Origin of the sequence: Brevibacillus thermoruber 423 (genome assembly GCF_000454065.1) — a bacterium.
GTDB classification, from domain to species: domain Bacteria; phylum Bacillota; class Bacilli; order Brevibacillales; family Brevibacillaceae; genus Brevibacillus; species Brevibacillus thermoruber.
This window is the reverse complement of sequence record NZ_KE695652.1, coordinates 512,720-535,183: the sequence shown is the minus strand read 5'-3', so window position 1 is coordinate 535,183 and position 22,464 is coordinate 512,720. Positions and strand designations below refer to the sequence as shown.

The window sequence follows — 22,464 nt, the reverse complement described above, 5'->3', positions numbered from 1 at the left end:
GGATATATTCGCTAAGGGTGGGTCATTTTCATTCCGGCGAACCTGGGTCAATTATATCCCGGCGGTGACAATTGAAGATGACGTTTACCGGGAGTTATGGATCGATGAACCACCTCCTCCCCCTTTAAAGGCGATGGATAAACATGGACACGTATTGTATCTGGGCAGTTTGTCCAAAACGTTAAGCCCAGGTTTAAGGATCGGTTGGATTGTTGGTCCTGAACCTGTCATTGATCGATTATCCGATATTAAAATGCAAATCGACTATGGTTCTAGTTCGTTATCTCAAAGAGTCGCTGCTGAATGGTTAACAAGCGGGTTATATGAGCAGCACCTTGTGTTTGTACGGGAACAGCTTAGAACACGGCGGACAATCGTTTTGGATGCTTTAGAAACGTATTTACATGATATAGCGACATGGAATGTACCGCAGGGCGGGTTTTTTATTTGGTTAAAAATACTACCAAAACTATCGATGAGGGAGCTTTACGTAAAGGCTTTATCTGAAGGCATTCTGCTTAACCCGGGGAATATTTATGGCCAAGAGTCCAACCGTTATCTTCGCCTCTCTTATGGCTATGCTCCATTAGAAGATTTGAAGCAGGGAATCTACCGGATTAGTCGAATCATTCGAGAACTGGCAAAAAGTTAATGAAACTCCTCAACCATGTCTCTTTCGGGAAGAGAACCATGTAAACCGTTACGGTTCAGCGTTTACTTGCAGGTTATCCCAAACCGATAAAATAAAAGCCGATGATTCCTTGGCGTAGGAAAAATCGGCTTTCTTCATGTCGAATTTGCTTACCTTTCATTTCTCCTCAATCACTTCACTCCATTTCATAGGATGAGCAACTTGTTATATGTCCCTGATCGTAACAGTTATCCTTGTTGTCGGTTGGCATTTTCCTTTCAGACCAATAATGTCAGCGGCCGCCACCGGATTCAGAACCTTTTTTCCATTTCCATTCAATCTCAATCCGGCTACTCCTTATCCTGTACATCCAGTATTCGCGTGGAACGGCCGCTCCTCCACCTACTCTTTCTCATGGTCGGCATGCTTGTTCCCCCGTAAGTAGCTGTCATGATCATGCCCCGCTTCTGCATCCCCTATCGCCAAAATCGATAACCATCCTCATCCCACCACCCCGCGATCCAGCGCCCGATACCGGATCGCTTCCGCCACATGGGCGGCCTCGATCTGCTCCGCTCCCGCCAGGTCGGCGATGGTGCGGGCCACCTTGACGATCCGGTTGTAGGCGCGGGCGCTCAGGCCGAGCGTTTCAAAAGCGAGCTGCAGCAGCTTCTGCCCCTCTCTGTCCAGGCCGGCATACCGGCGCAGCTCCTCTCCGTTCATCGCGCTGTTGAAAGGAGCGCCGGGGCGGTGCCGGTAACGCTCGCATTGAATGGCCCTCGCCGCTTCTACTCTGCGGCGGATCTCTTCGGATGATTCCGCCTGCGGCCGCTCCTGCAGCAGCGTTACCGGCACCCGGGGAACTTCCAGATGCAGGTCGATCCGGTCAAGCAGCGGGCCGGACAATTTCGACCGATACTTTTGGATCTGCTGCGGCGTGCAGGTGCATTCGCGCTGGTCGCGGGAGCCGTAGAAGCCGCAGGGACACGGATTCATCGATCCCACCAGAAGGAAGCGAGCGGGAAACGTAAACACCTGTCTCGACCGCCCGATCGTCACCACGCCCGCTTCCAACGGCTGTCTGAGCACCTCCAGCACGTGGCGGGAGAACTCCGGCAGCTCGTCCAGGAACAAAATGCCGCCGTGAGCCAGACTGCACTCTCCAGGGCGCGGAATCTGTCCGCCTCCCCCGATCAGGGCGGCAGCCGTGATCGTATGGTGCGGCGAGCGGAATGGCCGCTCGCGGATCAGACCGCTGTTCCGCGTCAACTGGCCGGCGATGCTGTAGATCTTGGTCACGTCGTACGACTCGTCCATGGTCATGTCCGGCATGATGGAGGGCAGACAGGTGGCAAGCATGGTCTTGCCGGAGCCGGGAGGGCCGACCAGCAGCACGTTGTGGTACATTGTCCAGCATTAGCGAATGGACTTCACGACACCGAACCGCGTAGCTTTGATGGCCGCGGCGTACTTCGGTAGTGCGTCAACCAGCGTTTGGCGTGTCGCGGTTACCTCGTCGAGTGCATTGATACTTACGAAAACCTCTCCGCGATTAAACATTACGTCGAAGCGGACCATCTCCCGCACTTCCTCTTCCGTGTAATCCCTAGCTTTTAACGTACGAACACGTTCGATATATTGATCGATTCGTGCGATTTCCATCATGATTTCGTCATTGGTCCGACTAGCCTCCGCGATCCTAGCGGTCAAAGCAGTAAGCTGGCGGTCGATCTCTGTTGTCTTCTCCGCGAGCATCTCTTTGTCGAACGATCCGTCGAGGTATAAGTCGAGAAGACGCGTTTTCTTCTGACGAAGGTCATCCGCCTGTTTGTTCAGTTCAGCGACAAGCGCAGATTTATCCTGGTCGATTGAGGCGGCAAGCTCCTCACGCAATACTGCTAAGCGTTCAAGGGTACTGGTTTTGTTCCGCTCAATAATGCCAGGCAACTCCGCGGTCACCTCGGATACAATCTCGTTAAGACGCGCCTCGTTGACGTTAGGCGAATCGCACGCTGCAAGTCCTCGCGCCTTTTTCGTAGCACAGTTATAATAGAAGCGGCCATTGTCTACATTCCGACGATAGTTGGCCCCACATTTACCGCATCGAATTTTACCGGCATATAACGAGCGTCCCTTGTGGACCCCGCGTTGTAAGCCCGTATGAACTTTGCCGTCGCGGATAGCTTGTACACGCTCAAACTGTTCGCGATCAATAATTGCCGGGATCACACCCTCGTGAATGACCCACTCCTCGCGTGGCCGCAATCTGTGCGTCCTGTGCTTTTGAAAGACGATACCTGAATCATACTTGTTCCGGACGAGGATACCCGCATATTTTTCGTTACCCAACATACGACTGATAGTTGACTTCTGAAATTCGCGGCCTTCACGCGTACGATACCCCTTCTCGCGGAAGATGTTAAGGATACGCCGGATGCCTTCGCCGCGCTCGTATAAGTCGAAAAGCTCGCGGACGATAGCGGCCTCTTCCGGTATGATTTCCAAGCGATTCTCGCCCGGATAATACTTATACCCAAACAAACGATCCGCAGTGTATATCTGGCCACGTTGAGCCGACATTTTAAGGCCCGCCCGTACTTTTTTCGATTTGTCGATAGACTCCTGTTGATCGAAGTTCATGAACAAATTGAACACGAACTCCCAATCCTCGTCCTTTGTATCGATCCCCTTGTCCAAAAAATGGACGTACACGCCGTTTGCTCGAAGGGCGCGGAGAATCCCCACGACAAGCACGTTGCGCGCGAAACGAGATGTGTTGCGGACGAGGATGCGTCGGAAAAGAGGTTCCCGTGAGGGGTCGGGCTCCCACTCGTCTGTGTCCGCGTATTTTCTTCTTAACCCCGCATCATACAGCATTTGCTCGAATTGTTCGCGGCGGCGCAGGCTCGTACCGGACAGGCCGCGATCAGCGTAGATTAGTACACGATACTTGTCTCCATACTCCTGCTCAAAAAACGCACGCTGTCCTTCAAACGATGTAAGTTGGTCGGTACTCTTCGTTGACACCCGGACATAGGCAGCTATTGTTTCTCGCGTATCCATGGCGGCCCTCACCTCGATCCTAATGTAGTACATAGTCCAGTCTTTACTATAATCGATTTCTCCGCTCATATACAGACCGCGGCTGCTTAGTTACTCCGCATTTTCTTCGACAGATGGTTCTATTCACGCCCAATCCCGCATACGCTAGCTTCAGCAGCGTTTGGGGGAACTACGGCCTTCCTTCGGGAGGGCCTTTTTCGTTTCTATGACGCAAGGTCACTCGGTTACGTGGGTGGAAATAAGTCCTCATACGTAACGTCCGGGTCGCGTTTCCTCGCGGCTTTTAATACTTTCTCGATTGTTGTTCGACGTGGAGCATAGTCCATATCCCCAGCCATACTGCTTATCGTGTCGCGGTTTACCCCACACTCTTCCGCAAACTCTTTGGTGGTTATTCCATTCCGATCCAACCACCGACCGAACGGCGTTCTAAACTTCCCCAAACCAAATCTCACGGATTTTCACCTCAATAAAGTTCTGGACGAGGATTCAGAAAATTAAACCTACGTGCGGAATAAATTCCGCATAAAGTACGAGCTTTCCTGCATCTACTCTACCGAGTGACAGTGAAGCGAGGTGGCGAAGATGATCGGAAGACGAGTGCATTTGACGCCGAGTGACGACGCGCGCGAGAAGCTAATCCGGTTAGCACTTGCTTGCCGGAAACACCCGACTACCCTAGCAAATGAGTTGGTCGAGATGTGCCTTAATCATCCGAACATCGTGGAGTATGTACAGCAAAAACACCGCGTCGAGGGTAAATTTAAGGTCGTTGTCCGTGTTGAGAACGGCAAGGTCATGTACGAATGAAAAAAAAGACCCCGTAATCGGAGTCCTTATCGTGAGATGATCCCGGTATCGATCAAAATCTTCAAGACGAGGATTCCCGTCCCGGTAGCCCCTAACGCATATCCCGCGTACACAAGCAGCGGCATGGCCGTCCCTCCTGTAGTTCGTTTGATCGTAGTGTTTCCATACGAAAGGAGCGATAAACAATGTTTTTGACGGTAACTCTGCCGAAATTTCGACGCGAAAAGTACGAGGTGATCAAATGGGCCGATTTTTTTACCGAAACGGAGAGCGTGCTAACCCCACGCCAAAAGCGCAAGATCACCGCTCTCCTGGCGAGCGCGACAACGGCATACGTGTTACATTTGGAAACCGCGAGCGCCTCGTCGATGTCGGACATGATCGTGAGAGCGTTCGACCCGATAATCGACGTGGTGCAGAGCGTTTCGTACCCGGTATGCTTCCTGATGATCGTGGGCAGCTTTCTCCTCGTAATGATCGGCCAGAAATCGAAGGGAATCGCGATGCTGAAATGGGCCGCGATCGGGTTCGTCGGAGTACAATTTGCCCCCGCGATCATGAAGATTCTTGTCGGCGTGGGCAAAGCGGTATCAGCGGGCGCGAGATAGTTCATCTGCGGATAACGCCGGACAACCGACTTAATAACGAAGCCGTTGAGCAATTCGCTCAGACGTTGTGTATCTATCAGACGCCGCTCGAACGATGGAACGGGCGTAGAATCGACCGGCCACCCTTTGTATCGTTTGAAACCGTATTGAAACGCGGAGATACGTCATTTACCGTTACGGTCCCGCGTGATATATCGCCACTCTGTCGGAAAGCGATCGAAACGGCGTGGCCGAACGTAACGATAACGGAGGTTGACGATCCCCTAACGATTGAGCCAGACGTAACATGTTCGTTAGAGACGCAATACCACTACATGTTCGCGATCAAAGTCGATAGACGGGAAATCTCCCTGCTCTCCTCGTTGCTTGAAACGATAAACTCGCTGGAGGCCGATGACGCAGTATATATCCAAACACTCGCGGTCCCTGCGGAAAAAGATTGGTACACGGGCGCGGCCGAGGCGTACGAGAAGTTCAAAGCCGGTCAAATGCCGCAAAAGCTCTCGTTCAATAAGCGAACGGTCGGGAAAACCGCGCTTAAACTCGCCACGAAGACGGTCCTCGGCGCGATCAGTCTCGTCACCGAGTTAATGACCGGTCAGGAACCGGAGCCGATCGACATTGACGGTGCCGAACGCGCTGCCATACTACGCGATGGTAAGTTGCGTACCGAGACTCTCCAAAAGGTACGCGGCGATGCGTTCGACGTCATAATCCGCATAGGGGTCGCCTGCCCGGACGGTCCCCGTGCGAAAGCGATCATGCGGATGGTGACGATGGCCTTCCGTGAGCTCGACGGAGACAATTATCTTGTAGCACATGAAACGGATCGCGCGAAGACCTGGCGGAAAATGAAGGAACGGTCGACCGGTGTCCGACTCGCGAAGGATTATCTGTCTATTCCGGAGGTCTCCCGCCTCTTCCTTCTTCCTACGCGACCACTACAGGAAAAGTATAAACTCGACAGCGTGAAACTATTGGAGACCGGTCTCCCCGATCTAGTCACCTCCGGCGGAATGAAGCTAGGAGAGGTGACGCATAAAGGCGCGACCCATACCGTGTACATGCCAACGAGTAATTACGACGAACTCTGCTTACCTCACGTCGTAATTGGGCCGATGGGCTGCGGTAAGACCCGCGGATTCGCCGGAAACTTCGTTGTGGAGTCCGTACGGAACGGTTTCGGATGTTTTGCGATTGATCCCGCGAAAGGGCAGATCGGTGACGAGGCCGAGGCCGCGCTCCCTCCGGAGAAGATAAAGCGTATTCGGCTCGGGACCACGCCGTTTGCACTCGACTTCTGTGAGGTTATGCACGCACCGCGGGCTCGGAACCGACTAGCGAACGCGATCATCTCGTTCTTTAATACTGCGGCAGACGACGTACTGCAAACTGCCAGGTTCTTGCGCGCAGCAGTAATGGGGATGAAAACAGGCAAGCTATCGGAAATCATGGAGATATTCGAAAACGAGACGTACTTAGCAGAGGTAATCGCGGATATGCCGCAGGGGATGCACCGGAGGACACTTGAGCAGTTCAAACGGGAAACGCCGCAGATGAAGAACCGGATCGTGTCGCCGATCTACAACCGGCTCGATATGATCCTCGGAGATGAGTACCTTGCGGAGTGTTTAGATTCGGATAACTCGATCGATATGGTCGCGCTAATGAGCGAAAGGAAAGCGGTGATCATCGACGTGCCGAAGAAACTGCTCGGCCCTGACGGGGTAGACATCGTGGTAAACCTACTGTCGGTCAAGATCGATCTCGCTATGACGTTGCGCGAGGAGGAAAAGCAATTCCCCTTCTTTGTGATATTCGATGAGCCGCACCAATTTCTCCGATCCGCTCGTGCCTGGAAAAGCGCCGCGGTTGAGTCGAGGAAATGGCGCGTCGGTTATGTATGGATGTTTCATTCGTGGGAGCAGATACCGAGCGATCTGGCCGAAATCATAAAGAGCGCGGGGCCGCACTTCCACGTCTACCGCGCCAGTAAAAAGACGTTCTACGATTTGAAGGAGGATCTCGCCCCGTTTACCTTAGACGACTACATGAAAATGCCGAAGTGGCACGCGATCAACTCTCTCCGGGTTGGCGATGAGCAGCAAGTCGTGTTCATGGCACATATGACGCCGCCTCCGAGCGAATAAAAGAGAAAAACCGCCTCTACTTAAATCGGGAGACGGTTTTGTACACCTTGCATCCTTATATACAGGGTTTCCGAGCTTATCAGCTATAGCGGTAATATAGTTTCAGACGATGTAGTCTTATAATGCTTCAATTCAACCTTCAACTTCCACCACATCGTCCACATTTTCAAAGGGCTTCGGTTGTGACAAACGGGCGTCCTTAACTTCATCGAAGAAGTCATCGATATACCATACCTCATCTGCGTACTGTTGCAAATCGGTAGATAACCCATGTCTAAAGGCTACCAATATTATCCTCTTACTCAAACCCTCTTGTATGTATTTAACAGTATCTAAAAAGTCACCGTCACCCGTTGAAAGGATCAAGGTATCATATTTATGTTGAAATTTTAAAGCGGCTGTAACAATCCCGACATCGACTCCTTTTTGAGTCAATTTTACGAATTTATGTCCGCAGTCCGGGCATTTTACCTCCGTCTTCTTTAACTCGTAAAGCTCTACCCTAATATTCGGTCCATCCGCACTCTTCATCCATGAATGGAAGGCATTTTGCTGGTCGGTTGCGGGATCCGGAGTTGAGTTAAAGTAGTAAGCAGTTGTCTTATTCCCTAGCATGGACTCAATTTTTTGTCGTAGCTTTTTATAGTCTAAAGTTTTTCCTGGGTAGGTTTTTAGCGATTTATAGATGTATGAACCGTCGATGAGCCAATACACTCCAGACATTACAATTCACCGCCATAATATTAAAAATTTTTAATAGTATACCATTATTTTCTTATAATATCAATACATTCCCTCAATGCCCAGATACTTACCGCAAGGAAACCGAAAATATCAATAGGGCTTATAGGGTTTTCCGTCCCTCCCGAAGATTTCTCGGACGCGACCGTACAAGCGAACGGGCAAATCCGGGAACACGAATGCGACCTCACCGGTCGGTAACGATGTTACCGCGTAAGTTACGCGCACCTCATCAAGTCGGCGGCGAATGTCGGTGGCTTCGCGCCAAGGCACTACGTAATAGAACGATGGTTTCACGTCTAATCACGCTCCTTTCCGTTAGAGCGTAACACGACCGTTTGGGACAAAAAAAAAAATAACGCCCCGGCAACGGAAGTGATCCGCTACCAGGGCGTTCGTTATTCGTTTTTCGCGCGGGCGGCATCGACGCTTGCTTCCGCAAACATGTAGACCGCACACGAGCCAATCGCGCCGATCAACGCGACAACCTTCGTAATGGTATCCGCGTCTGTTCCGAACAGGACGAGAGCGCTCGTCGCTACACCGGCAATCAGCGCCCAAAACTTACGAGAGCCGAGTTTCGCTTTCCAGTCGATCATTTCCGCGTCAACTCCTTCATGACGTAGTCAATCGCGCGGTCGATCAACACGGCGGCCTCCGCGCGCGTTAACGGATCGGTCGGCTTCAGATGGCCTTGCCCGTCGCCTTTCAGCACGCCTTTCTCGTACAGAGAGTCCGCGTGATCCTTGCACCACTCCAGCTCTTTGGGAATGTCCTTGAAGTATTTACTCATCAGATAAACGACCTCCGCTCTTTTGGCTTCCGGGGGCTTAACGCTGCTGCCCACCATCTCTTCCGCAACCTCTCGTTTGAACCGCGCCCACTCGGCCGGATTGTTCACGAACCAGCGGTGACAATCCTTCCAGCCAACGACTTCCTTATGCAACCACAGGTCATTCGCGGTCAGCCCGTACCGTTTCAGCAGTTGGGCCGCCAGCTTCACGGTCGCGCGCCAAGTCTCCGCCGTCATCCGCCCGTCCCAATCCGTATGGCAACACTCAATGCCGATGGTGCAATCGTTAGGGTAACGGGATAGCCGCGTAAGGGCCGCGCTCGTATACGTGGTGCTCCCGACGTGATACGCCATTTCCGTTTCCGGCAGGCATTGAACGATGGACCCGTCGAGGCACACGATATAGTGCGCGGACCCGTAACCGGATTTGCCGTCTTTTCTCCGCTCGAAGAAATTACGGTTGTTGAGCGCGGTACTGCGCGGGTTCGCGACCCAGTGGATGACGACACCTTTTACGCGCTTTAAACGGGTGCCGGGGCGCGAGTACGGGTTTGGCGTCAGGAAGTTAGATTGGACTCGTAGTTCCACGGTTGTCTTCCTCCTCTCTGCGCGGCTCATCGTCAGTCTGCGGTTGTCTCCGGAACTCCTGGACCGCGCGGACACCGTACACGCCGCCTGCAACTGTCATGAGTACCGGCGCGACCATATCGAGGAGCGTAATGTACATCGCGTCGATCGGCCGCCCCATCAAAACGAGAACGAGCCCGATCACAACGAAAACGAAAAAGACGGTCGTGGCCGCGAGTAACAGGTAATCCTTTTCGCTCAGACCGTCTTGATCGTTGAGGAACGTTTTCATCCCGTCACCTCGTCAGAAAATAGATGAGGATGGACCCGATAAAACTCGTGCCCATCCCGATAATGACGCCCCACTTACGCCGGTCGTCCGCTTTGATCTCGGCGATGTCGCGTGCGTTCTCTTGCGCGAGTGCAAGCGCCTCTCTCGACCGTTCGTTTGCGGCGTCGGCCGTTTTCTTGACGTCGGCCATTCCGTCAAGTTTCGTATCCAGCCGCACGAGCCATTCGCGAACGTCCGCCAACTGCGTACGAATCTCTTTCATATCGTCCATACGCGTTATACCTCGTCAGTGCACGTCGGTTCGGCCAGGTGCCCGGCGTCCAACTGGATCAGGACTTGGCGCACGTCGTTCCGAATCAGTTTCGGTACGTCGCAGATCGTTTTGTACCCCTTGACGATCAACGTTGCGTAGATTACAGCCATCTCATTTCCTCCCCCGAGTATGAGTCGTAATAGAAAAAGCGCCACCGCCCGCATTGGCTACGCCTCAGCCTCCGCGTCAAGTAGCGCTTGAACCTCCGCTTTATGCTTATCCGGCACGTCGTCCAGCGTTTTGAGTCCGGCTTTGATTAATCGGTAGTAAATCGTTGCCACTACGGTGTACCTCCCGATTGAAGTGCGAGTAGTTCCTCGTATACTTGCGTGAGCGCAAGCATCAGATCGACGTTTTCGCGTTCCAACTGAGCGACTATTTGTTCTAACGTCTGCTTGCGTTGCTCTTCTTCCTGTTGCGGGGGAGTCAAGTCCCAAACGATCTTTTCCGTGGCTGGATCGACGTGATATGCGTACCGGGCGAATTTATCACGGTCTTGACCGTAGGGGATTCGAAGGCAGCCGACCGTTGACGGGTTGCGACCGGAAAGTACCGTGTATACGGCGAAATCTTCTTCGATTGTTGTTTCGCGGACGTCCCCCGACATTTCGCCAGTATCGACGAGGACGTTTCCGGTTAATTTATCGTAATAAATCTTGCGGCCTACGTTTTGCATGCAAGCACCCTCTCCCTTCTTTATTCATAAGCAAGCCAGTTAACGTAATATGCTGTCGCTGTTGAGGAAGGGTTGTTTATAGTAAAAGATGTACCAGTGGGTTGTGTAGATACGATTGCAAGACCGAACCCCTCCGCAGATGACCAAGTGGAGTACCCGTTAGAACTTATCAGACAAGCATAGTCAGAGCGAAGGGTGCTGGCAGATGTAGAAGAACTCGTGTGGTAGGATATAATGATAGTCTTTGGTATGAAGCTCAGGCCCGAGATTGTCTGACTTGATTGTGGGGCCAGGGTGCCAATATTCCCCGTTCCCCATCGTTTACCTTCAATGACATTGCCGACCACACCAAAGATGTTGATTCCACTCCTGATATTGGAAGCAACTAAATCCGGGTCGCCTAGTACAGTGATTGCTCCGTCATAAATCCCGGCTTGTAGCACTTGGTTTGTCGTCCCTGGTGTGATCGTCTGTGCGGAGGTCGCCCGTACCGGCAGCGTCCCGACCTTATCGTTACCATCCGCGTTACTGAACGTTTTCCCCGCGCGAACATCGCTTGGTTGCGCGTCTCCCACGAGTTTCTTTCCGACGCCAATCCCGTGTGCCCGGAGTACATTCGTAATGTCCACTCGGCCGTCCTCCTTTCGTTAGCTTACGGCAGGCACCGCGTCGATTACGTTGCCGTCCGTATCGTACGTCAGCGTCCAAGTGATCGTTTTGACCACCGTTGCCCCCGAAGCATCATAAAAGCGCCAGGTATCCGTTGTGTAGTTCGGAGACGTTCCGCCACTGAGCGTAGACTTCATGTATAGCGTGCCGTCACCACGCTTATAATTGACCACCGTATAGATGCCTTTCGCATCCTTTGTAGACGTATCGACTTGTTTCCGGTAGTTCCCGAGCGCGGCGTCGATTGCCGCAAAGTTCTCGTTGAACTCGAGGCGGCTCACTTGATCAGTACCAGCCCACGAATGGAGGCCTAAGTGCGTCGTTTTATACGTACTCAACCGCTGTCACTCCTTAGTTAAAAGTTGCCGTTTCAAACTGGTCCCACGTCATTGTATCCGCCGTATCGAACGTGACGGTCGCGGCATCCAAATCCGTCCATTTCACGGACGAGAACGTGAATGTAACCGCAATGTGCGCAGGAACCACGTCCTGTATTACCCGCTTGAACTCGTCCAGATTCGGAGGAATCCCGTTCGTTCCTACACCGTTAATAATGATCTCGTAATTGGCGGGATTCTCCGTGATTTCCACGTTGTAATAGGCTTGCGCCAGATTCCGCAACATGGCGAGCGTCGTCGTACCCGTTGCGCGTTGTTTCGCTTTTATCGCGGCCCGCCGTTGTTCGATCGTCTTAGTCGGATCGGTTGGAATTCCGTAGAGGCGCTCCCACCGGTCGAGAGCATACGTGGCGTAATCAACGAAAAACTGATCGAGTACCGATTGGATTTCCGCGTTGAGCACCTGCAACTCCGCTGCCTCGCGATCAATCAGGTTCGCAACAACGCGAGAGTCGTCGTAATACTTCGGCAGGTAATCGCGCATATCACGCGCAAGATTCCGTTTGTACGCGTAGACGGACGCTTCGGCCGCCGTCTCTACGTTAATCGCGGCTGCGCCGATATCGATGCGGACGCCGTTGCCGGTCAATGACGTGGTGACCGCGATGTTACCTGCGCCTATGAAATTGCCGATCTCATCCCACGTAAACTGACCCATCGTATCCCACGCGAATAATTCCGCGCGGTTAAAATCAACGCTAGAAGCCACGCGACCACCCCCGGTTCATTACGATACCGTCACGGTCAGATAGCCGCGCGGCAACTTGAACTGACCACCCGCCGGGATCGTTTTACTCGCGGTAAGTGGTCCGTGATACAAGAGGTTGCCGCCCGTGGATGCGTCGTAAATACCGAAATGGGTTATCGTGCCCCAATCGGTTGTTGCGATGGGAAACAAAATGTCGGCACTATTCGAAGTCGCCCCGTTATTCGGCGCGTCAAATCCAATCTGTTGTCGTGCGTAGCCTCCGCCTGTTACCTCGTTACCCACGCCTGCGTCCGTTGGGTCGGTCGTGAACAACGCGAGGAAAACTTGTGGAGGCGGCGTGTACGCCATGCCGTTTAGCGTAATGTTAAGGATCAATTCCTCTGTATAGTTGCTGGCTCCGGACATTCCTTAGCCTCCTTACGTAAATGTGACGGTACCCTTAACGGCTACTTGACCGTCCGGGACCGTAATGTTACCGGTGCCTCCGTTGATAGTCAGGTTCGCGTAGTCCGTTACGCCCTCCGTATCGAGGATAATGTTCGCGATCCGTGACAGACGCACCGGCTCGTTTTTGAACGCGATGGACTTGAGGTATTCGACGATCCCGGCCTCAATCGTCGGCTGTATGCTTTCTACCGCATACCCGCTTTCTAGCGTCAAGGTCGCGGATACGTTAATCGGAAGCTCCGTCGCGCCGACCACCGTCACCGTCGCGCCAATAGGCCGTACCGACTCGATATACGCGGCCACGTCGTCAATGACCGCCTGCGTCGGCGTCGTTCGCTCGGAGTCGATTAGCACGACTTTTACCGTGCCGTTCCCGTTCCATAACGGATACACTTTCGCGTCACCGACCCCCGGACGCTCTAACGCCCACTGACGGTACGCCGCCGCGTTCCCGCTCGTGGCGGGCGTCCGTACACGGTCGAGATAGCGCGCGAGGAGGTCCGCGTCAGATTCAGCGTCAACACCGCCGTCGAACGCCTGTGGGTTCGTAACGGACGTAATGCCGGTGATATTCCCGGACGTGAGCGTAATTTTTCCGGCCGCTACGTTGCCGCGAACGCCGCCCTCTTTGGCTTGCGCGGCGATCGTGACGGACCCGTTAGTAATCGTCCCGTCCGAGGTTGTGACGAAGTAAACCGGGTTCTCGTCGTTCGTGTAGATTTCGGTCCCTATCGGAATGACTGTCCCGTCCGTTCCCGTAAAAATAACGGAACCAACGGCTTTGACCGCTGGCTTCCGGGTGATTCCGAGCTCCGCGACGCGACGATCTAGGTACTCACCGTACGAAGTGTCCGCGAACCCCTTATCGAGTACCGCTCCAAGCTCCATATACACGGACTCCAGTTCGATAGCTGCCGGGCCAAGTAGGTCGTACGTGATCGAGCCGGGCCGCTTGTCTATATCCGCAGGGCTCGCGTCGAGCATCCGTTGGTGGATCACGTCTTTCGTTTGATCTTCGTAAGCCACGCTTATACCGTCACCTCCTCACGTAATGTGCCGTCCGCCGTATCAACGAAAAAAGAGACGTACAGGCCGTCTCCTTCGCGTGTGATCGTGAAGTTATATACGTCAGTAATCCGGTCGTCTACGAGGAGCGCCTCGGAGATCAACCGGGGGATTTCCGCGTTCAAGAGTTCGATCGGCAGGTCTTGGCCGATGAGGTCTTCGATTTCTGCGCCGTATAGATGCTCGTACCCGTATATCGGATACCGGAACCTTGCCGTCATGATAGCCTTGCGGATCGCCTGCCGGATCGCGGCCTCCCCGTCGATCATTCCGCCAACCTCGCCCGTAGCGAAGTCAAGCGCGTACGTCCGCGATGGTTGCGGTGTGGGCGCGACTTCGACCGCGCGTTCTTCCGGTGGTTTAAGAGGACTGAGCGCCATTGTACGTCACCACCCGGTCTAAGATTACGTAGGATTGCCCGTCGTTCATGGACGCGACGAGCACGCGGTCGCCCGCCTTCAGCACGTCTTCAAACTGGAGCTCAACGTACGAATACGTCCACGCGAGCGACCCGGTACTATCGTTATCGCGCGGCTTCGGTTCCGTGTCGCCAACGTCGCGCTCCGCGTCCTGTTCGTGCTTGACCGTGACAATGCGGGTGTGACGCGTAAGGTGTTCCGCGACCAACACGTCGTCGGCTTCGAGTTCGAGCGCCATATTATCGATTTTGATACGGAGTTCTGGCGGCGGCGCGACGACGGTGGCGAGTTCGAACCTGTCGTAGTCGTTGTATCCGATCTGGCGGATGAGCTGAACGAGTTGGCTCGCGCCGGAGCCTTCGATCCTATCCGATGCCTTGCGTGTTGAGGATGGCGTCGACACGGTCATCCGCTCCTTTCCGTCGCTTCCGTTTTTCTTCCGGTGGCTCCTCGTACTCCATAACGGGCAGGTCGTCCGTAGCGCTCAACGTCAGTGACATCCGGTGTGTGCCGCCGCTGAACGTGTGTGAATCCGTTGAAACGTAAAAGCCGCCGATTAGTCCCGTCATAGACTCGCGGACATAGATCGCGGTGCCTGCGGTCACGTCCGGGTTGCCGAGCGCGTCAACGCGGGCGGTGTCGTCGATCGTGCCGAGTTCCGCGAGAAGTTGCTTGGCGCGTTGTTGCACCTGCGAGGCCGTTATGTCCGGGTCCACGTTTTCGAGGTGCTGCATGATGCCGAACCGTTTGATTAGCGCGTCGTCCTTCACCACCGCGATAATCGGTTTCTTGTCCGGGTCGCCGCCGATAACCTTAACCTGCGTCCGCATGTCCTCGATGGACTGCGCATAGGACGCGTCGAGGATATTCCGGCCATTTTCGAGCACCCACCGGACGATCTGCTCTTTCCGTTCGAGTAGATGCAGCCGCCCCTCGCGCGAGGTAATAAAGTAGCGCCTACCCGTCTGCTTTCGCGTATAGGTAAGCGCCGTAATCATCATTTCCCATAACGATTTGTCGCGGAGGATCAACTTCGGAATCACGTAACCGGTATCCGCGATCGTCCCCGTCGGAATCCCGAAGTCCGCGCAAAGCCGCCGTATAATAGCACTCGCGGTCATATTCACGAATTTTCGCGTGTCCTGGTTACGCGTCAGGTACGTGTTTTCATCGTACGCCGTCACACTCATCCGGCCGCGTGCGTCAACGTTAAACGCGAAGACCGGACCGCGGAATAGCTCGCGCCCATCGTACAACAAGCGCAATTCCTTTCCGTGTTCAATCCGGCGGGCCTGCGTGCGGCCGTCCGTTGTGTTGACGAGTGATACGTCGAGTTTGCGCGCTGCTTGCGTAATGTCGCCCGACCACGTTACGGATTGGACGGGTAACGGGGTCCCATCGTACAGCACCTGCATGGTCATGCGAGCGTCAACACCTGTCCGGGATAGATGCGGTTAGGGTCCGGCCCAATGACGGACTTGTTCTTCGCGTAAATATCCGGCCATTTCTTGCCGTATCGTAGCGCGATTTTCGTCAGGTTATCGCCGGGCTTAACCGTGTACGTTGACGGGGTTGTACGCGTGTCCGCACGGGTTGCTTCCGCGCTGACCTTCGCTTTGTTCCCGACGATCTCGACCGTATTCGTCTCGACGAACACGTACTCTTTCAAAGAGAGGTCGTAGTAGATGTCGCCGGGATTGCCCGCGCGTTCCGGTTCGTAGTTGAATGAACGGATGGTCACCGCGACATTGATCGGCGTACCCGTAATGGTCAGGCGGATGGGGCGGCGCGACTTCATCCAGCCCTCAATCATCTGTACCGCGTCCCAAGGCGCCGGGATCGATTCGTACTCGCAGTATGACGGGTTGTAATCGCGAGGGAAGAACGAGGAAAAAGAAAAGTCCCGCAAGTTGGCGTCACCGATAACGGTGTATTCGCCTAGTTGCAGGACGTTGACTTCCTCATAGCCGTGCGAGGATGATACAGATACGGATGGCGGATTTACTGGGAGCTGCAATCTTTCCGCGCCGTTGTTATAACTGAGCCAGAATTGAATGGAGTTCGGCACTTCTTCTACCACCTCCGGTGATTAGGCCATTTGCGCCTTGGCTTGGATTATCCTACGAACCATCGCTTCGGTGATGCGATCGATGTCCGCCTCTTCACGGACAATGATTTGATCAGCGAGCTTCGCGATCGTGATATTGCCTCCGCCTCTTGAATACTGCTCATTTTCCTCGGCAGTCAAAACACGTTCGCCCTTATGGAGTCGCGCAGTCATCCCGTCCCTGGGAACATATTCAATCCCATGATAGAACGAACCGTCAACGCCAAGCGCTTTCCTGTCGCGGAACATCTGCATAGCCTTCTGATTCGCGGAGTAATCCATCGCCAACTCGGAGATTCTCGGGATATTAGGCGAATACGATTGCCCTCCCATCCAATCCGGAAGCTGCACAGTTAGAGCGCTGTTCATTGCGTCGATCAACCGATTCAGATAGCCAATGATGACGTTGATCCCCGATTTAAAGCCGTTTGATATGCCTTGCCACATCTGCTCGGCCTTAATTACGACCCCGTCCCAATTCGTGACCATCTCGGTAACGGCACCGGATACCAGGTCAATCGCGTTATTGAGTCCGACCCATATCGGCTTTTGAGTCTGCCACATAGCGTCAATAACCGCCGTGAACACCGGTATCAACGGCCGGACTACCTTTTCGATCAGCCACGTAATTCCCGCCGCCAGTTTTCCGACCAAATTGTTAACCGCCGGGAATACGGTAGAAGCTATGTCCAGAACCGTCGGGAACGACGCCTTCACGATATCGGCAATAGCGCCGAATGCGCTACCGAGCATTGCGAGTACCGGTTTCGCAGCCGACCAGTTACTCCGGATGATCTCCGAAATCTTTGGCCAGTTCGCGGAAACAACGTCGGCCACGCCTCTGACTGACTCCCCTATTCGTTGGAATAACGGGGCGTATAGGCGTTGTGCTGCCTTGAAATGATTAGATAGCTTGGACCAGTACCTCGATACAGTCTCTACTACCCAAATCACTCCGGAAGCGAAGCTCGCCATCGTCTTACTCCCAGCCGCGAATACCTGGTCCAGCCCCCCATTTGACATCCAGTTCGCAATTTTTTGTAGCTGCGGCTTGATAAGCTCCAAGGTCTGAACGCCCATGTCTGCAATTCCGGACGAGAAGGTACCGGTGATCGTGCTCCAAAGACCGGCCCCTGAGTTTGAGAGCTTCGCGGCCCCGCCCTGGAACATCTTCGCGACCTGGTTGTTAATGATGTTCATGGCTCCGCCAGCCTTCTTGATGTCATCTTGGCTAATCTTGAACCCGAACTCCTTCATCCGCTCGGTTTCCCCGACTTTAAGGTCGGCCAGGGCCTCAATCGCGTCTGAGAGCGTTTTCCCAGGGTTCAGCGCAGCCATGTCCTCGGCAATCGTCAACAAGCGCTTGGCCTGCGCGATGTCCCCGCTAGAAATGTTAACTGCGCGACGTCCGGCATTGATGACTTCGGTGGTATCGAACGGGGTCAGGTTCGCATTTTGACGCAGATACTGTAGGTACTCTTGTGTCTTCTTCGCGGCACCTTTGGGATCGGTCAGGCCGATGAAGTGCTCCATCGAAATTTGGTTCTGCTCAAGCTCCATCGCGCCCCTAAGACTAGCGCCCATTGTCTTTGCGGCAGCGGTAACTCCGGCAATTGCAGCCGCGACACCAACTAACTTGCCAGACACGAGACTAGCGCTTGTAACCGAACTCCTTAGTGCCTTATCAACGTTTTTCTGTTCTTTCGCGAACCTACCCATAGAGTCTCGCAATCGTCCGTTAGCGTCTCGATATAGGTCTGTTGCCCTAGACACGCGTTTTACGGCTGCCTGCGTTCTTTCTATTTGTTCCGTTGTCCGACGTAACGGGGCGGTCATGTTGTCAATCAGCCGCAATCTTGCCGTAAGTTCGTAGGCCATCTACCGCACCCTCCCCTTCACTCGACGTCGAGGTCCTGGAGCATGCGGGTTTCTACCCGCTTTTTCCCGCGCCTTCTTCTCTTCTTCAAGAATTAGCGCCATACTGTCGAGCATGAAACGTCTAGCCCCGTATGGCGCGTTGTAGACCTCGTGGGGCGGGATGCCGAGACGATGGAAAATCTCGTGCAACAAATACGCCTCGCCGCCCGCCCGAATCAGTTTTTTACGTCATCCTCGGCATCTTCTCCGAAGCCGGACAAATCGAGAATCGCTGCGGTCAATTTCGCGATTTCACCGGAAAGCAGACGTTTTTGAACCGCTTCGGTCGGATCGGAAACGCCAAGACCTTCCAGCAAACGCCGGTCGCTCCAATCCGGATTCACACACGCTTTAACGATCAGCAGCGTTCCAAACTTTTCCTCGTCCAACTTCTCGCCGTTTTTCGTGGGATACATCGCTTGTTGACGGATACGCTGAATGTCCTTTCCGTCGAGAGCACGAATACGGAACGATGCTTGCTCGCCGAACCGACGCATGGGCACGTCCTTCTCCGGCTTAAATTCCGTGTCCAAAAGAGATTGCAGCAGGTCAAATTCCTTTTTCATCTATGAATCATCCTCCGTGGGTTGTTTTCGAAAATAAAGGAGCGACCGAAGTCGCCCCGATTAGTCTTCGTTGATCGTGTCGAGGAACTCGTAGCCGGAAAAAGTAAAAGGCAGTTCCTCCTCGACGATGGAACCTGCCTCAAAATTGATCAGCGGAATGTTGTCGAACTGAACCCCTTTCAAACGTACGCGGTAAGCGCCGAAACTCTCGGGGTCGTCGAGTTTGAGAATCAACTCGGTTACAAACGCACCTCTTCGGTCGTCAGCGATTTGGCCGATTGCCTCGATAAGGTCAGTCGTTACTTTGTAACCGGAGATCGTCCCGGTACCGGTCAGCGAGGTTACTTTATGCCCGACCCACCGCGTACCTGACCGTTGAATCTCCTCTTTGTTGATTTCGACGGTGGCCTCCGCACGTCGGAAGTTCGTCAGCCAACGGCCGTCCATCCACACCTCGCCAAACGAGCCGTTAATAACGCGAGTCGCGTCAAGTGCCATTTATGTTCACCGCCCTTATTACACGTTAATGGTCAGGAAAATCCGCTCCATGCTGTCAACCTCGACGTACGAGATCAGCAGGTATACGGAGTCTCCAACGGATTGGAATTGCGGATCGAGCGTCACAACCGGGTCCATCAGCACGTTCGACGCCTGCAAGCGTTCGAGGTAGGCTTTGACTGCCGCGATAAGTGCCGCCTGGCCGTCCGGGTTATTGTCGATCTTGCCGATGTATGCGTCAGCCGCCGTCTTTGTAACGTCCATCGAAACCGCTTGACGTGCGCGAATGGTCCGAATCTTGACCGTTTTGGACGCAGTAGAACTCGTGCAAATACCTTGCTCAACCTTGACCTTCTCGCCATCGTGAACGAGAACGAGCGAGCCTTTTTCCAACGATGTTTTGATTTGCGAGTTGGTCAGGCGCTTCGTCACGTCGTCGACCGGAACTTGCGCGTACGTGATCGATTTATTGATCGGGGTTCCCGCAATCAATCCGGCGATGAACGGGGCGTACTGTGCGGAACTGTACGATGTGCCGCCGATTTTCACACCGGTAATGAGGTTGACCGCGTAATCGTCCGCCAGACGGATAGAGCGCGCGTCGCCTACTGCTGGGTCGTTGTCGTCCGCCGAGGAACCGCCGAACACGATCATGAAGTGTTTGCCCTCGTCTTTGTTCGTCTTCATCCACGCAAGGGCAGCGTCTTGTTCCGCGGAATCCGCGTTGTCGTCGTAAACGAACACGTTGAATGGGCGGGCGTCGAACGCGGCCCGCATATCCGCGAAATCTTGCGTAGTTGGGGACTCTGGCATCGTGTAAACGAGCACCTCTTTTGCCCCGCCTTGCAACGCGAATTTGATCGATTGAATATTCGCGGAACCGAACAGGTCGGTCGCTTCTTTTTCGGTGGTTACCGTATAGAACGTCTCGGCCGACGCGGTTCCGCCGGTGTACGATTTCAGTGGGATCGCGACAACGCCACGAGCTCCGCCCTTGATTTGGGCCGCGGCTGCCTCAACAAAGTTGATATACAGCCCAGGACGCCTCGGAAGGGATGTCGCATCCCACTTGCCTCCGGTTGCCATCCATGAATCACTCCTCGCAGGAAAATAAAAAGCGCCGGGAAAGTCCCGACGCCTTACGTGTTATTCAATTGGTATCCGTGTCTCATACCGCGGATAAACGTGCATGATTTTCTCGTACTGTTCCTGCGCCCTCGCCTCGCGAACCTCCGTTTCCAGTACGCCGACACATGCGTAAACCCCGCCCTCGGTCTTGAACGCGGCTCCAAACGAAAAAGACCCGCATCGGATATACCGCTGCGAGCCTTTAATCGGAATCATCGTTTTGCCGTCGTTCACTTCCCTAGCAACTGCGCCCATCGTATTGAGAACGCTCGGCACATCTGCTCCGTACGCGACAAACTGGTACGACCTGCCGATTCGATAGTGATACCTTGTCTCCGACTCATAATCGTTGACCAACGGACGAACCACAAATATATCCTTTGTTGGCTGTGCGGGGACCTCGTACTTGATTTGCGTGGTCGGTGGCAGGACCGTTTTAACGAAGGCGGCGATGTACTCCATGTCGCTCAGTACAGTCAATCCAATCACCACCCACCCTTTCTCATCTCGGCCTCGATCTCATCCTCAATCATCCGCACCCAACGCTTACCGTGCTTTTCGGCAGGTTCATCAAGGAACTTCGCCGTGGTACCCGGAGTCGTCGGATTCTTGATTTCGCCTTTGACTTCGTGCAGGTAATACGCGTAGTTAAATCGGGACCCTTTCGGAGAGCTCTCGACAGCAACCGCCGTAATCTCACCGATAAGCCCTTCCTCGTTCTGCTCGATGTCTCCCGGATTGATTCCGCGCCGTAGCGTTCCTTTGGCGAACGGAGCTACGTCGGTAGCTTCACGCTTCCAATCGTCGAGCGCGTCGTGCATCCCGCGTTTGGCGGCTGTAAAGACCGTTTCAGGAGCCTGTTCGAGCGCTCGCTGAAACCTCGACAGGTCAAGTTCGAAAACGAACGACATCACACGTTCACCACCGTTAGAATTCGTTTGCCGTTCAACCGCTTAACCTCAATCGAAATCGGTTTGTAGACCCTGACGTTTCCTAACTCGTCAGTGAACGTAATGGTATCGAACATCGAGACGTTCGTTTTCTTGTCAAAGAAGATTTGCGCGACTGAAACGACCTCTTGCGCCCCGATCCCGTTGACTCCACCGCTACTAGACTGCGAACGAGTGAGTTTGGTCCCCTCGTTTACGGCGCATTTTACCGTATAGGGAGTACCGGTGATAGGACGATCCCATTCATCAGTTACGGGATTTCCGTTCTCATCAAGGACGGCCGGGGTAATTGTGACCGTCTGTTTCATCGTGATAATCGCCAAACTACAACACCGCCCGTCCTACACGCCGCGTGCTCAGTTTCACGCCGTTTGCGTCACCGATGATGTCGAGCGCAGTCTGCGGAATGAGACGCGACAAATCTGCGGATGAAGCCTGCTTAAATGTAAACGACGCGACGCCAGAGACACTAAACGACTGTACACCCTGCGCACTCAATTTGTTGGTATCGTTAAACTTTATCGCCAGTACATTCGCCGTCTCGTAAATCGCTTCATCAGGTATCGTATAAGTCGGGTATTTCCGTTTCAGCTCCCGTTCAGCGACGTTCAAAAGTGTTTGTTTTCTCGCAGTTTCCGCCTCAAGGAAATCCTCGTTATCGATACAGTAATTCGCGATGTATGCGGTCGCGTCGCTAACATTAACCGCCATACGCTACACCTCCGTTTATTTTCCGGAGGGTTTGCGCTTTGGTGCGGGTGCCTCCGGTTTTGATTCCGATTTAACGGTAGCGTCAATATAGCCGTAGTTGTTCACGAGAACATTGCGCGTGATCTCGTCGGCAACCTCGGCTACGCCATTTACGAAAGTAACGCCCTCGGTTACGCCGTTGTAATTTGGGTTAGGCGTCTTTATCGTAAAAATGGGTATCACCTTCCTTTGGGTTA

Annotated in this window: 29 protein-coding genes and 1 pseudogene; 3 read left to right on the top strand and 27 right to left on the bottom strand. The window is 53.8% G+C overall.

Annotation, left to right across the window (positions count from 1 at the left end; all coding sequences use genetic code 11):
* Nucleotides 1-652, top strand: a 652-nt coding sequence (locus M516_RS24945) for an aminotransferase-like domain-containing protein (protein ID WP_152523419.1), incomplete at its 5' end; no start/stop codon positions are given.
* A 480-nt stretch (nucleotides 653-1,132) separates the two neighbouring features.
* Here the strand turns inward: M516_RS24945 and M516_RS23815 are convergent.
* A pseudogene (locus M516_RS23815) lies at nucleotides 1,133-2,035 on the bottom strand (YifB family Mg chelatase-like AAA ATPase); the annotation flags it as partial.
* Nucleotides 2,036-2,047: 12 nt separating this feature from the next.
* A complete protein-coding gene (locus tag M516_RS0117315; RefSeq protein WP_193746989.1) occupies nucleotides 2,048-3,694 on the bottom strand; it encodes a recombinase family protein in 1,647 nt (548 codons plus the stop codon).
* Between the two features lie 995 nt (nucleotides 3,695-4,689).
* Between M516_RS0117315 and M516_RS24420 the strand changes: the two genes are divergently transcribed.
* Entirely contained in the window at nucleotides 4,690-5,112 is a 423-nt protein-coding gene (locus M516_RS24420) for a hypothetical protein (RefSeq protein ID WP_051188272.1), read from the top strand.
* Nucleotides 5,113-5,426: 314 nt separating this feature from the next.
* On the top strand, nucleotides 5,427-7,262 hold the full coding sequence (locus M516_RS0117295) for a type IV secretory system conjugative DNA transfer family protein (RefSeq protein ID WP_238550996.1): 1,836 nt from the start codon (nucleotides 5,427-5,429) through the stop codon (nucleotides 7,260-7,262).
* A gap of 132 nt (nucleotides 7,263-7,394) precedes the next feature.
* Here M516_RS0117295 and M516_RS23805 read toward each other — a convergent pair whose 3' ends face one another.
* From M516_RS23805 to M516_RS0117170, 25 genes are all read right to left on the bottom strand, one after another.
* A complete protein-coding gene (locus tag M516_RS23805; RefSeq protein ID WP_051188271.1) occupies nucleotides 7,395-7,985 on the bottom strand; it encodes an NYN domain-containing protein in 591 nt (196 codons plus the stop codon).
* A gap of 416 nt (nucleotides 7,986-8,401) precedes the next feature.
* The gene (locus M516_RS0117285) at nucleotides 8,402-8,602 is read right to left on the bottom strand and encodes a phage holin family protein (RefSeq protein ID WP_029100232.1); all 201 of its coding nucleotides are present in this window, start codon (nucleotides 8,600-8,602) and stop codon (nucleotides 8,402-8,404) included.
* Nucleotides 8,599-9,384 carry an N-acetylmuramoyl-L-alanine amidase gene (locus M516_RS0117280; RefSeq protein ID WP_029100231.1) on the bottom strand — a complete coding sequence of 262 codons (786 nt, stop codon included), beginning with the start codon at nucleotides 9,382-9,384 and terminating at the stop codon, nucleotides 8,599-8,601. The genes M516_RS0117285 and M516_RS0117280 overlap by 4 nt, the downstream gene beginning before the upstream one ends.
* Entirely contained in the window at nucleotides 9,362-9,655 is a 294-nt protein-coding gene (locus M516_RS0117275; RefSeq protein ID WP_029100230.1) for a hypothetical protein, read from the bottom strand. The genes M516_RS0117280 and M516_RS0117275 overlap by 23 nt, the downstream gene beginning before the upstream one ends.
* A 4-nt stretch (nucleotides 9,656-9,659) precedes the next feature.
* Nucleotides 9,660-9,926, bottom strand: a complete 267-nt coding sequence (locus M516_RS0117270; RefSeq protein ID WP_238550995.1) for a hemolysin XhlA family protein — start codon at nucleotides 9,924-9,926, stop codon at nucleotides 9,660-9,662.
* A gap of 5 nt (nucleotides 9,927-9,931) precedes the next feature.
* Nucleotides 9,932-10,078 (bottom strand): CD1375 family protein, encoded by a 147-nt coding sequence (locus M516_RS25710; RefSeq protein ID WP_193746988.1) that lies wholly within the window; start codon nucleotides 10,076-10,078, stop codon nucleotides 9,932-9,934.
* Between the two features lie 57 nt (nucleotides 10,079-10,135).
* Complete coding sequence (locus M516_RS26180; RefSeq protein ID WP_274518672.1) at nucleotides 10,136-10,249, bottom strand: CD1375 family protein; 114 nt, start codon at nucleotides 10,247-10,249, stop codon at nucleotides 10,136-10,138.
* Nucleotides 10,249-10,644, bottom strand: coding sequence for a hypothetical protein (locus tag M516_RS0117255; RefSeq protein WP_029100228.1), 396 nt, complete (start codon nucleotides 10,642-10,644; stop codon nucleotides 10,249-10,251). Before M516_RS0117255 ends, M516_RS26180 begins: the two co-directional genes overlap by 1 nt.
* Before the next feature lie 20 nt (nucleotides 10,645-10,664).
* The gene (locus M516_RS0117250) at nucleotides 10,665-11,273 is read right to left on the bottom strand and encodes a hypothetical protein (RefSeq protein WP_029100227.1); all 609 of its coding nucleotides are present in this window, start codon (nucleotides 11,271-11,273) and stop codon (nucleotides 10,665-10,667) included.
* An 18-nt stretch (nucleotides 11,274-11,291) separates the two neighbouring features.
* Nucleotides 11,292-11,651 (bottom strand): hypothetical protein, encoded by a 360-nt coding sequence (locus M516_RS0117245; RefSeq protein ID WP_029100226.1) that lies wholly within the window; start codon nucleotides 11,649-11,651, stop codon nucleotides 11,292-11,294.
* 13 nt (nucleotides 11,652-11,664) lie between these two features.
* The gene (locus M516_RS23795; RefSeq protein ID WP_051188269.1) at nucleotides 11,665-12,420 is read right to left on the bottom strand and encodes a YmfQ family protein; all 756 of its coding nucleotides are present in this window, start codon (nucleotides 12,418-12,420) and stop codon (nucleotides 11,665-11,667) included.
* Between the two features lie 18 nt (nucleotides 12,421-12,438).
* Nucleotides 12,439-12,825: a phage tail fiber protein gene (locus M516_RS0117235; RefSeq protein ID WP_029100225.1), complete on the bottom strand. Its 387-nt coding sequence runs from the start codon at nucleotides 12,823-12,825 to the stop codon at nucleotides 12,439-12,441.
* 12 nt (nucleotides 12,826-12,837) lie between these two features.
* Nucleotides 12,838-13,893 carry a baseplate J/gp47 family protein gene (locus tag M516_RS0117230; RefSeq protein WP_029100224.1) on the bottom strand — a complete coding sequence of 352 codons (1,056 nt, stop codon included), beginning with the start codon at nucleotides 13,891-13,893 and terminating at the stop codon, nucleotides 12,838-12,840.
* A 2-nt stretch (nucleotides 13,894-13,895) separates the two neighbouring features.
* A complete protein-coding gene (locus M516_RS0117225; protein WP_029100223.1) occupies nucleotides 13,896-14,312 on the bottom strand; it encodes a DUF2634 domain-containing protein in 417 nt (138 codons plus the stop codon).
* Nucleotides 14,293-14,754 carry a DUF2577 domain-containing protein gene (locus M516_RS0117220; protein ID WP_029100222.1) on the bottom strand — a complete coding sequence of 154 codons (462 nt, stop codon included), beginning with the start codon at nucleotides 14,752-14,754 and terminating at the stop codon, nucleotides 14,293-14,295. The genes M516_RS0117225 and M516_RS0117220 overlap by 20 nt, the downstream gene beginning before the upstream one ends.
* Complete coding sequence (locus tag M516_RS0117215; RefSeq protein ID WP_029100221.1) at nucleotides 14,717-15,772, bottom strand: XkdQ/YqbQ family protein; 1,056 nt, start codon at nucleotides 15,770-15,772, stop codon at nucleotides 14,717-14,719. Before M516_RS0117215 ends, M516_RS0117220 begins: the two co-directional genes overlap by 38 nt.
* Nucleotides 15,769-16,419, bottom strand: coding sequence for a LysM peptidoglycan-binding domain-containing protein (locus M516_RS0117210; RefSeq protein ID WP_029100220.1), 651 nt, complete (start codon nucleotides 16,417-16,419; stop codon nucleotides 15,769-15,771). Before M516_RS0117210 ends, M516_RS0117215 begins: the two co-directional genes overlap by 4 nt.
* Nucleotides 16,420-16,440: 21 nt before the next feature.
* Nucleotides 16,441-18,336 (bottom strand): phage tail family protein, encoded by a 1,896-nt coding sequence (locus tag M516_RS24415; protein WP_029100219.1) that lies wholly within the window; start codon nucleotides 18,334-18,336, stop codon nucleotides 16,441-16,443.
* Between the two features lie 215 nt (nucleotides 18,337-18,551).
* Nucleotides 18,552-18,941 carry a phage tail assembly chaperone gene (locus M516_RS0117200; RefSeq protein WP_029100218.1) on the bottom strand — a complete coding sequence of 130 codons (390 nt, stop codon included), beginning with the start codon at nucleotides 18,939-18,941 and terminating at the stop codon, nucleotides 18,552-18,554.
* 60 nt (nucleotides 18,942-19,001) lie between these two features.
* Entirely contained in the window at nucleotides 19,002-19,439 is a 438-nt protein-coding gene (locus M516_RS0117195) for a phage tail tube protein (protein WP_029100217.1), read from the bottom strand.
* Nucleotides 19,440-19,457: 18 nt separating this feature from the next.
* Nucleotides 19,458-20,525, bottom strand: coding sequence for a phage tail sheath subtilisin-like domain-containing protein (locus tag M516_RS0117190; protein ID WP_029100216.1), 1,068 nt, complete (start codon nucleotides 20,523-20,525; stop codon nucleotides 19,458-19,460).
* Nucleotides 20,526-20,585: 60 nt separating this feature from the next.
* Entirely contained in the window at nucleotides 20,586-21,059 is a 474-nt protein-coding gene (locus M516_RS0117185; protein ID WP_238550993.1) for a hypothetical protein, read from the bottom strand.
* Entirely contained in the window at nucleotides 21,053-21,478 is a 426-nt protein-coding gene (locus M516_RS0117180) for a hypothetical protein (RefSeq protein WP_029100214.1), read from the bottom strand. Before M516_RS0117180 ends, M516_RS0117185 begins: the two co-directional genes overlap by 7 nt.
* On the bottom strand, nucleotides 21,478-21,825 hold the full coding sequence (locus M516_RS0117175; RefSeq protein WP_238550992.1) for a hypothetical protein: 348 nt from the start codon (nucleotides 21,823-21,825) through the stop codon (nucleotides 21,478-21,480). Before M516_RS0117175 ends, M516_RS0117180 begins: the two co-directional genes overlap by 1 nt.
* Nucleotides 21,826-21,841: 16 nt before the next feature.
* Nucleotides 21,842-22,228, bottom strand: coding sequence for a hypothetical protein (locus M516_RS0117170; RefSeq protein ID WP_029100212.1), 387 nt, complete (start codon nucleotides 22,226-22,228; stop codon nucleotides 21,842-21,844).
* Nucleotides 22,229-22,464: the final 236 nt, after the last annotated feature.

Coding starts and splice junctions, on each gene's coding strand:
- M516_RS0117315 (WP_193746989.1), bottom strand. CDS start 3,694: ATGGATACGCGAGAAACAATAGCTGCCTATGTCCGGGTGTCAACGAAG.
- M516_RS24420 (WP_051188272.1), top strand. CDS start 4,690: ATGTTTTTGACGGTAACTCTGCCGAAATTTCGACGCGAAAAGTACGAG.
- M516_RS0117295 (WP_238550996.1), top strand. CDS start 5,427: ATGTTCGCGATCAAAGTCGATAGACGGGAAATCTCCCTGCTCTCCTCG.
- M516_RS23805 (WP_051188271.1), bottom strand. CDS start 7,985: ATGTCTGGAGTGTATTGGCTCATCGACGGTTCATACATCTATAAATCG.
- M516_RS0117285 (WP_029100232.1), bottom strand. CDS start 8,602: ATGATCGACTGGAAAGCGAAACTCGGCTCTCGTAAGTTTTGGGCGCTG.
- M516_RS0117275 (WP_029100230.1), bottom strand. CDS start 9,655: ATGAAAACGTTCCTCAACGATCAAGACGGTCTGAGCGAAAAGGATTAC.
- M516_RS0117270 (WP_238550995.1), bottom strand. CDS start 9,926: ATGGACGATATGAAAGAGATTCGTACGCAGTTGGCGGACGTTCGCGAA.
- M516_RS25710 (WP_193746988.1), bottom strand. CDS start 10,078: ATGGCTGTAATCTACGCAACGTTGATCGTCAAGGGGTACAAAACGATC.
- M516_RS0117255 (WP_029100228.1), bottom strand. CDS start 10,644: ATGCAAAACGTAGGCCGCAAGATTTATTACGATAAATTAACCGGAAAC.
- M516_RS0117235 (WP_029100225.1), bottom strand. CDS start 12,825: ATGTCCGGAGCCAGCAACTATACAGAGGAATTGATCCTTAACATTACG.
- M516_RS0117225 (WP_029100223.1), bottom strand. CDS start 14,312: ATGGCGCTCAGTCCTCTTAAACCACCGGAAGAACGCGCGGTCGAAGTC.
- M516_RS0117215 (WP_029100221.1), bottom strand. CDS start 15,772: ATGACCATGCAGGTGCTGTACGATGGGACCCCGTTACCCGTCCAATCC.
- M516_RS24415 (WP_029100219.1), bottom strand. CDS start 18,336: ATGGCCTACGAACTTACGGCAAGATTGCGGCTGATTGACAACATGACC.
- M516_RS0117200 (WP_029100218.1), bottom strand. CDS start 18,941: ATGAAAAAGGAATTTGACCTGCTGCAATCTCTTTTGGACACGGAATTT.
- M516_RS0117195 (WP_029100217.1), bottom strand. CDS start 19,439: ATGGCACTTGACGCGACTCGCGTTATTAACGGCTCGTTTGGCGAGGTG.
- M516_RS0117190 (WP_029100216.1), bottom strand. CDS start 20,525: ATGGCAACCGGAGGCAAGTGGGATGCGACATCCCTTCCGAGGCGTCCT.
- M516_RS0117180 (WP_029100214.1), bottom strand. CDS start 21,478: ATGTCGTTCGTTTTCGAACTTGACCTGTCGAGGTTTCAGCGAGCGCTC.
- M516_RS0117175 (WP_238550992.1), bottom strand. CDS start 21,825: ATGAAACAGACGGTCACAATTACCCCGGCCGTCCTTGATGAGAACGGA.
- M516_RS0117170 (WP_029100212.1), bottom strand. CDS start 22,228: ATGGCGGTTAATGTTAGCGACGCGACCGCATACATCGCGAATTACTGT.